This window comes from Nocardioides sp. (genome assembly GCF_029937575.1).
In the GTDB taxonomy this organism is placed as follows: Bacteria; Actinomycetota; Actinomycetes; order Propionibacteriales; family Nocardioidaceae; genus Nocardioides.
In genome coordinates this window covers 1-8,627 of record NZ_JAPYPS010000110.1, presented here as the reverse complement: position 1 = coordinate 8,627, position 8,627 = coordinate 1, and the positions used below count along the sequence as shown (strand labels likewise).

Below are 8,627 nucleotides of genomic sequence, written 5' to 3'. Positions count from 1 at the left end.
TAATTCGTCGACTATGACACACTGTTGAGTTCTCAAACATCAGACGCACCCAGCCTCCCCCGCGAAGGTTCCTGCTGGCGCTGATGGACCCTCTCATCTCCGCTCCGGATTTGGTTCTGCGCAGTTGCACAGACGCTTGATCCGGTGGACCTTGAGAGGACCTGTACACCTCGGGGCCGGGAGCCCGACCTCTCGGTCTTGCTCCCCGCCGCTCCCTGGCGACAGGTGAAACATTAGGGGGAATCCAGGAGAACTACAAATCGACTCGCAGTGACGCGGGCCACATTCGCGTTTGTGCAGGTCAGAGCCCTGTGGGGGGTTCTGGCGTGCCGGAGGAGGCGAGTCCGCGAGCGTCCTGCAGGCGGGCACAGCCGGACATCCGCAGTGCGTCGAGGAGCTCGTCGTGCAGCAGATCGAGCATCTCGACCACGCGCTCGGCGCCGCCCGCGGCCAACGCGAGGTACGGCGTACGACCGCAGAAGACGCCGTCGGCCCCCAGCGCCAGGGCCGTGAGGACGTCGAGCCCCGAGCGGATCCCGCCGTCGACGTAGACCTCTGCTTGCCCGGACACGGCTGCGCCCACCGCCGGTAGGGCCGCGCACGTCGACACCGACCTGTCGAGCTGGCGGCCCCCGTGGTTGGACACCCACACCCCGGCGGCGCCTGCCTCCACGCACCGCTGGGCGTCGTCGGCGCGCAGGACGCCCTTGACCACGATCGGCAGGCCGGTGAGGTCGTGCAGCCATGCGATGTCGGCGGCGGTCAGGTCCTGAGCGTGCTCGGCACCGGGTGTCCGGCCCCGAACCACCTGCGGATGGTTGAGACCGTAGACCTCGGTGAGGTCGCCGAACGCGGCCTCGTCGATGTCGTACTTCGTGCCCGGGACAGGGGTGTCGACCGTGAGCACGATCGCTCGAGCACCAGCGCGCGCGGCCTCCTCGAAGACAGGCGCGACCAGGCTGCGATCAGCGGTCGCGTAGGCCTGCAGCCACCACGCGGCACCGGTTGTGCCGAGCTCCTCGAACCGGGTGCCAGCGTTGCTGGACACCACCACCAAGGAGCCGGCCTCCGCGGCGGCCTGCGCCATGGCCAGCTCACCCCCCGGATGCGCCAGCCGCTGCATCGACGTGGGTGCGATGGCGACGGGAGACGGCACCGGGAGACCCAGCAGCGCAGTCGCCGCGTCCGGACGTCGTACGTCGCGCAGCACGCGGGGGTAGAGCCGCACGTGCGACCACGCCTCGAGAGACTCCTGCAGGGAGATCTCGTCCCGGGCTCCCGCGGTCACGAAGCGCCACACGTGATCGGGCAGCGCAGCGCGAGCGTCCTGCCACAGGCGCGCCTGCCAGCGTTGCTCGCTCATGACCTCGTCAGCGGATCTCGACGCCGGCGAACTTCTTCTTGCCACGCCGCAGGACGAGCCAGGCGCCGCCGATCAGGTCGTGCTGTCCCACGGCGGCATCGGGATCCTCCACCCGGACGTTGTTGACGTAGGCGCCGCCTTCGCTGACCGTGCGGCGCGCGTCGCCCTTGCTGGTCGCGAGTCCGGACGCCAGCAGGAGGTCGATCACGCTGGGCAACGCCTCGCCACGCTCCACCACGGTCGAGCCCGCCTCGCTGAGTGCAGCAGCCAGCGTCTGAGGCTGAAGCCCCATCAGGTCGCCGCCCCCGAACAGCGCAGCGGCTGCAGCCTTGGCCTGCTCGGTCTCCTCGGGCCCGTGCACGAAGGTCGTCACCTCGTCGGCCAGCGTCTTCTGCGCCTCGCGCAGGAAGGGCTTCTCCTCGTGCCGGGCCTCGAGTGCCTCGATATCCGCACGCGGGAGGAAGGTGAAGATGCGCAGCATCTCCCCCACCTTCTCGTCCTCGACGTTGAGCCAGAACTGGTGGAAGGCGTACGGCGACATCATCGCGGGGTCCAGCCAGAGCGCTCCGCCCTCGGTCTTCCCGTACTTCGTGCCGTCCGCCTTGGTCACCAGCGGGGTCGCGAACGCGTGCGCGCTCCCGCTCTCGGCGCGACGGATCAGCTCGGCACCTCCGGTCAGGTTGCCCCACTGGTCGGACCCACCGAACTGCAACGTCACCCCGTGCTCGCGGTAGAGGGTCAAGAAGTCCATGGACTGCAGCAGCACGTAGCTGAACTCGGTGTAGCTGATCCCCGATTCGAGGCGGCGCTTCACGGTCTCGCGCGACAGCATCCGGTTGACCGGGAAGTGCTTGCCGACGTCGCGCAGGAAGTCGATGACCGACAGACCCTCGGTCCAGTCGTAGTTGTTGACCATGGTGGCGCCGTTGTCCCCACTGAACGCCAGGAACGGCTCGATCTGGCGACGCACTCCCTCGGTCCACTCCTGCACCGTCTCCAGGGAGTTGAGGGTGCGCTCGCCGGAGTCCCGGGGGTCGCCGATCATCCCCGTCGCGCCGCCGACGAGGAGGTACGGCGTGTGGCCGGCGTCCTGCAGCCGCCGCGCGGTGGTGAGCTGCACGAGGTTGCCCATGTGCAGGCTCGGCGCGGTCGGGTCGAAGCCGACGTAGAACCGCACGCTGCTCTCCTGCAACGCCGCGCTCAGCGCGTCGAGGTCGGTGGAGTGGGCAACGAGCCCTCGCCACTGCAGGTCATCGAGCAGGTTCGGGTCGACCGACACGGAGGTCGCCTCGCTTCCGGTTGAGTTTCGACGGCGGCTGTCGGGACAAGACTGCCGCATGACCACTGATCGTGGAGACTGGCATGCCACGAGCCCCCAGGACAGTAGGTTTGTGGCGTCTGGAGGAGCTCAAGGGTGATTGCTGGAAGATTCACGCGCGACCGCGAGATCGGTCGAGGCGGCATGGGCGCGGTCTGGCTGGGCCGCGACGAGGTGCTGGACCGACCCGTGGCGATCAAGCGACTCGGGGCACTGCCCGGGGAGACGAGCCCGGACCAGGAAAGGGCTGCTCGCGAGGCCAAGATCGCCGCGAGCCTCAACCACCCGCACATCGTGGGGGTCTTCGACCTGGTGGCCGAGGACGGCCAGCAGTGGATGGTCATGGAGTACGTCGAGGGACAGACCCTCAGCGAGCTGGTGCGTGCCGGCGGCCCACTGTCACACGGCGAGGCCGGCCGGATCATCTCCCAGGCCGCCTCCGCGCTCGCCGCTGCGCACGCCAACGGGGTCGTCCACCGCGACGTGAAGCCGAGCAACATCCTGGTGCGCGCGGACGGCCACGTGAAGCTGACCGACTTCGGGATCGCCCGTGGAAGCGCGGACGCCGCCCTGACCCAGACCGGGCTGGTGACCGGGTCTCCGGCCTACCTCGCGCCAGAGGTCGCCTCCGGCCAGCAGGCCAGCCCGGCCAGCGACGTCTGGTCGCTGGGCGCAACGCTCTTCCACGCGCTCGCGGGCCACCCGCCGTACGACGCCAGCGACAACGTGCTCGGGGCGCTCTACCGCATCGTCAACGAGGCTCCGCCGCGGATCGAGGACGCGGGCGTGCTCGCCCCGCTGCTCGAGGCCACGATGACGCGCACGCCGGCCCAGCGCTGGTCGATGCAGGACATCGTCCACTTCCTCGACTCCCCCGACGACGAGCTCTCCAGTCGCACCCCGGTGCCGAGCACCGACGCCCCCACCGAGGCGATGCACGTGATCCCGGGGCTGGTCGGCGATGCTGCGCCCGAGGTCCCGGCCGCACCCGACCCGGAGCCGGCCGCAGCCTCGGGGTCCCGGCGGGCTGCGCCCGAGCGACGGTCCTGGTTGCCCGCCGTCATCTCGGCCCTGGTCGCGGCGCTGGTGATCGCGATCGTCGTCCTCGCCCTGCAGGACGACCCGCAGGAGAACCTCGCGACCGACCCGGCTGCACCCTCCGCCGAGGCTCCCAGTAGCGAGCCGACGGCGAGCCCGACGCCGACGCCCACGCCTGAGGCGTCGAGCGAGCCCACCCGCAGGGAGCTCCGCTCCTTCGTGTCCGACTACCTCACCCTGGCGAGCAGCGATCCGGCCCAGGGCATCGAACAGCTCACACCGGCCTTCCGGGAGCAGAGCACTCCGGGCTACGAGGACTTCTGGGGCAGCGTCAGCAACACCCGGCTGCTCACGTTCAGCGCCGACACTGCGGCCCTGACCGTCTCCTACACCTATCGCTACCAGAGACGCGGCTTCGGGCGCGTCGAGGAGCCGGTGAGCCTGCAGCTCGTGGCGACCGACGACGGGTTCCTGATCGCCGGGCCTGCCTGATGGACTGCTGACGGTCGCGCATGGACATCGCCGCCCTCTACCGCGACATCGTGGAGACGTCACCTGACGGGATCTGGGTGACCGACCTGCGCGGGGCCATCGTCTACGCGAACGAGGCCTTCGCACGCATGTACGGCGTACCGGTCGAGGAGATCACGTCGGTCACGGTGTTCGATACCTTGGACGACACCGGCAAGGTCCAGTTCGCCGAGCACCTGGGACGGGTGCGCGCCGGTGAGTCCAACCAGGGCGACGTCGAGGTCCTCTTCCACGACGTGGCGGGCGTGGCGCGTTGGGTCTCACTGCGCGAGAGCCTGCTGCGGGAGGACGGCGAGGTCGTGGCGATCCTGAACCGTGCAGCTGACTACGGCGACCGTCGCCACGTCCTCGACGAGCTGCGTCGGGCCGAGGAGGCACTGCGCGACGAGGTGGTGCAGAGCGCCTTGATGCGCCAGGTTGCCGCCGCGGCGAACGCTGCGCACACGCTGCAGGAGGCGATCCCGATCGTGCGGACGCTGCTGCGGGGACACGACGACTGGATCCGGTCGGCGGCGTTCCGCGTGGTCGACGGCTCCGGCACGCTCGAGCCACTGGACCCTGACGTCCAGCCCGACGACGAGGCCCTGTGCCTGGCGGCGCTGCGGGCCGGGAGGACCACCTGGAGCGCCGACGAGCGGACCGTCGCGTTCCGAGTCGGATCCGACGGACGGGTCCACATGGTGGGGACGATCACGGCCGGACGCGACGTGGAGCGGCGCGACATGGTCGAGACCATGGTCGAGGCGGTCGCGGTGCAGCTCGCCCGGGTGGCCGAGCGCGAGGAGAGCGAGCGCGCCCTCGCCTCGGCCAGGGACGAGGCCATGGCCGCGTCGCGGCAGAAGTCGGAGTTCCTCGCGACCATGAGCCACGAGATCCGGACACCGCTCAACGGCATCATCGGACTCACCGACCTCGTGCAGCGCACCTCGCTGGACGCAGACCAGCAACGCCTGATGTCGGGGCTGCACGCTGCCAGCCACACGCTGCTCGGCGTCCTGAACGACGTCCTCGACTTCAGCAAGATCGACGGTCGCCCCGTACAGCTCGAGCATGTCGACGTCGAGGTGCGCTCCCTGGCCGACCAAGTGGTCCGCGTCGTCTCCGGAGCCGCTCGCACAGGAGGGGTGGAGGTCGTGGTGTGGTGCGACCGGTCGGTGCCGGCCCTGGTGCTCGGCGACCCCACCCGCCTGTCACAGGTGCTGCTCAACCTGGTCTCCAACGCGGTGAAGTTCAGCGCCGGGGGTGACGTCCTTCTGTCGGTGACGGCGCCGACCCCGCCTGACGACGTCGCGCCTGGTGCAGAGGACGCCGTGGAGCTGCGCTTCGACGTCGCCGACACCGGGATCGGCATCGAGGCCGACCAGCTCCAGCGCCTCTTCGAGCCGTTCACCCAAGCCGACGCCTCGACCACTCGTCGGTTCGGTGGCACCGGGCTCGGCCTGTCCATCGCCCGCCAGGTCGTCTCGGCCCTGGGCGGCGAGATCAGCTACCAGCCCAACCCGGGCGGCGGCAGCATCTTCTCGTTCGAGGTGACGTGCGAGCGCCACGCCGCGCAAGCGACCGACCTCGACGACTACGCACGCAGCTGGCTCACCGGGCGGCGGGTCCTGGTCGCCGACGGCAGTCCCCTCTGCGGTCCAGCGCAGGTCGAGCAGCTCCGCTGGTGGTCCGTCGACGCACACCGCGCCGAGGATGTCGCCACCACCCACGCCATGCTGGCGGGATCGATCAGGGACGGGCAGCCCTACGAGGCGGTGCTGATCGACGCGCGTCTCGCCGGTGGTGGCGGGATGGAGCTGGCGGCGCGGATCGCCGCGGACACGACGTACGACGAGGTGGCGATGGTGGTGGTCGGGTCTCGCCTCGAGGTGGACCTGGGCCGGCTCCGCGCTGCGGGTGTGTCGGTCTTCCTGGACCGACCGGTGGCCGTCGAGACCCTGCGCGGCACGCTGCTGGAGCAGCTCGCGGGTGTCCCTGCCCAGCCCATGCCGCTCCCGGAGCCGAGCACGCAGGCGGCGGGGTCGCCCCGCGTGCTCGTCGTGGAGGACAACGTGGTCAACCAGCTCGTGGCCACCGGTCTGCTGACGTCCCTCGGCTACCGCGTCAGCGTCGCTCAGAACGGCGCGGAGGCGCTCGAGGTGCTGGCACGCGACACCTTCGCCGCCGTGCTGATGGACGTGCAGATGCCGGTGCTGGACGGCTACGCCGCGACACGTACCCTGCGCGAGCGTGAGGGCGGCGGGCTGCACGTGCCGGTGATCGGGATGACCGCAGCGGCCGTCGAGGGCGAGCGGGAACGCTGCCTGGCTGCCGGGATGGACGAGTTCCTGACCAAGCCGGTGGACCGCGCCGCGCTGGCCCGTGCGCTCGATCGTTGGACCGCTACCCCGAAGGAAGACATGTCCGAGGACGCACACGACGCCGCACCCGAGCTGCCGCCCACTCCGCCGATCGTGGGACTCGACACGGACCGGCTCGACATGTTGCGCGATCTCGACCCGGGTGACACGACCTACCTCGATCGGGCGATCGGCAACTTCCAGGCCAACTCGGTGACCGCCGAGGCCACGATCACCCAGCTCGTTGCCGCCGACGACAGCGACGGGCTGCGCGCAGCCGCCCACAAGATCGCGGGCAGCGCTCTCAACCTCGGGGTCCCCCGTGCCGGCGCGGCCGCCCGGGCGCTCGAGCAGGTGGCCACGACCGGGACGACGCGGGGCGCAGCCGAGCTCATCGGCGAGCTGCACGACGCCATGGCCGAAGGTCGACGCCTGTTGCTCGCCTACCAGGCGACCTACGCGCCCTGACGCACCCGGGACGGGTCGGTCGAGCCCGGTGAACGGTTTGGCCGAAGACATAGATGTCTGTCAACATTGACGAGTGCCTATGTCTGAGTCGGCCTCGTCGACCGTCCCCACCCTCGGAGCCGTCGCGGTCGCGTGCTGCTCGCCCCTGGTCAGCGAGCCCCTCAGCGCCGACGAGGCGCTGCGGATCGCGCCGGTGCTCAAGGCGCTCGCCGAGCCCGTCCGGCTACGACTGCTCTCCCTGGTCGCCTCTCACGCCGACGGCGAGGCGTGCGTGTGCGATCTGCAGGACGCCTTCGAGCTGTCGCAACCCACGATCAGCCACCACCTGAAGGTGCTGCACCAGGTAGGCCTGCTCGACCGCAGCAAGCGCGGGGTGTGGGTCTACTACCGGGTCCGCGAGGACGCCCTCGCCGACCTCGGCGCCCTGCTCGCCGTACCAGCGCCTGTGGCCGCGCGGTGAGCACGGAGCTCGCCCGCCGGCTCACCGCCGAGCTCGTCGGTACGGCGTTCCTCGTCACCGCGGTCGTGGGCTCAGGTATCGCGGCTGTCCGCCTGTCCCCCGACGACGTCGGCCTGCAGCTCCTCGAGAACAGCCTGATCACCGGCGCCGCGCTCATCGCCCTGATCCTTGCCCTGCAGCCCGTCTCGGCCAGCTTCAACCCGGTCGTGACCCTGGTCGAACGGGCCCTCGGAGCCATCAGCAGCCGGGACACGGCCTACCTGATCGTCGCCCAGGTCATCGGTGGGTCCCTCGGCACGGTGCTGGCCAACCTGATGTACGACCTGGACGCCATCAACCTCTCGACCCGGGACCGCTCGGGCGGCGGCCTGTGGCTCGGCGAGATCGTGGCGACCTTCGGACTCGTGCTGGTCGTGTTCGGCAGCCTGCGCTCGGGGCGCAGCGAGATCGTCGCCTTCACCGTGGGGGGCTACATCACCGCCGCCTACTGGTTCACCAGCTCCACGAGCTTTGCCAACCCCGCCGTGACGATCGCTCGGATGTTCTCCGACACCTTCGCGGGGATCCAACCCGCGTCCGTCCCGGCCTTCGTCGGGTGCCAGGTCGTCGGTGGGGCGCTCGCGCTCCTCCTGGTGCGGTTCCTCTACCCCGACACCCCCTCCGTGGAGCTCGATGGCTCCACCACACCCCAGGAGAGCCGTTCATGAGCAGTCCCACCGTCCTGTTCGTCTGCGTCCACAACGCCGGCCGGTCCCAGATGGCCGCGGGCTACCTGATGGCGCTGGGCGCCGGTCGGGTCGAGGTCCTGTCCGCCGGGTCGATGCCGGCCGACTCCATCAACCCGGTCGCTGTCGAGGCGATGGCCGAGGAGGGCATCGACATCACCTCCGCGACGCCCCAGGTGCTGACCACTGAGGCGGTCCAGGCCTCCGACGTGGTCGTCACCATGGGCTGCGGCGACGCCTGCCCGTTCTTCCCCGGAAAGCGCTACGAGGACTGGGAGCTGGCCGACCCCGCCGGCCAGGGAATCGAGTCGGTGCGTCCGATCCGCGATGAAATCCGCGCCCGCGTCGAGACTCTCCTCGGACAGCTCTTCCCCCCTGCGTAGGC

General features: G+C 70.3%; 7 protein-coding genes. 5 read left to right on the top strand and 2 right to left on the bottom strand.

Annotated features, from left to right (window positions below):
* Positions 1–301 precede the first annotated feature (301 nt).
* A complete protein-coding gene (locus tag Q1K33_RS20195; protein ID WP_300406638.1) occupies positions 302–1,363 on the bottom strand; it encodes an alpha-hydroxy acid oxidase in 1,062 nt (353 codons plus the stop codon).
* Between the two features lie 7 nt (positions 1,364–1,370).
* The gene (tyrS, locus tag Q1K33_RS20190; RefSeq protein ID WP_300406637.1) at positions 1,371–2,642 is read right to left on the bottom strand and encodes a tyrosine--tRNA ligase; all 1,272 of its coding nucleotides are present in this window, start codon (positions 2,640–2,642) and stop codon (positions 1,371–1,373) included.
* 135 nt (positions 2,643–2,777) lie between these two features.
* Between tyrS and Q1K33_RS20185 the strand changes: the two genes are divergently transcribed.
* The 5 genes from Q1K33_RS20185 to Q1K33_RS20165 all read left to right on the top strand — a co-directional run bounded on the left by Q1K33_RS20185 (position 2,778) and on the right by Q1K33_RS20165 (position 8,625).
* Positions 2,778–4,211: a serine/threonine-protein kinase gene (locus tag Q1K33_RS20185; protein ID WP_300406635.1), complete on the top strand. Its 1,434-nt coding sequence runs from the start codon at positions 2,778–2,780 to the stop codon at positions 4,209–4,211.
* 20 nt (positions 4,212–4,231) lie between these two features.
* Positions 4,232–7,057 carry a response regulator gene (locus Q1K33_RS20180; RefSeq protein WP_300406633.1) on the top strand — a complete coding sequence of 942 codons (2,826 nt, stop codon included), beginning with the start codon at positions 4,232–4,234 and terminating at the stop codon, positions 7,055–7,057.
* Between the two features lie 79 nt (positions 7,058–7,136).
* Positions 7,137–7,517 (top strand): metalloregulator ArsR/SmtB family transcription factor, encoded by a 381-nt coding sequence (locus tag Q1K33_RS20175; protein WP_300406631.1) that lies wholly within the window; start codon positions 7,137–7,139, stop codon positions 7,515–7,517.
* Positions 7,514–8,224: an MIP/aquaporin family protein gene (locus Q1K33_RS20170; protein ID WP_300406629.1), complete on the top strand. Its 711-nt coding sequence runs from the start codon at positions 7,514–7,516 to the stop codon at positions 8,222–8,224. The genes Q1K33_RS20175 and Q1K33_RS20170 overlap by 4 nt, the downstream gene beginning before the upstream one ends.
* Positions 8,221–8,625: an arsenate reductase ArsC gene (locus tag Q1K33_RS20165; protein ID WP_300406627.1), complete on the top strand. Its 405-nt coding sequence runs from the start codon at positions 8,221–8,223 to the stop codon at positions 8,623–8,625. The genes Q1K33_RS20170 and Q1K33_RS20165 overlap by 4 nt, the downstream gene beginning before the upstream one ends.
* Positions 8,626–8,627 lie beyond the last annotated feature (2 nt).

Excerpts from the sequence above, each read along its gene's own strand:
- Q1K33_RS20195 (WP_300406638.1), bottom strand. The coding sequence starts at position 1,363 with ATGAGCGAGCAACGCTGGCAGGCGCGCCTGTGGCAGGACGCTCGCGCT.
- Q1K33_RS20180 (WP_300406633.1), top strand. The coding sequence starts at position 4,232 with ATGGACATCGCCGCCCTCTACCGCGACATCGTGGAGACGTCACCTGAC.
- Q1K33_RS20175 (WP_300406631.1), top strand. The coding sequence starts at position 7,137 with ATGTCTGAGTCGGCCTCGTCGACCGTCCCCACCCTCGGAGCCGTCGCG.
- Q1K33_RS20165 (WP_300406627.1), top strand. The coding sequence starts at position 8,221 with ATGAGCAGTCCCACCGTCCTGTTCGTCTGCGTCCACAACGCCGGCCGG.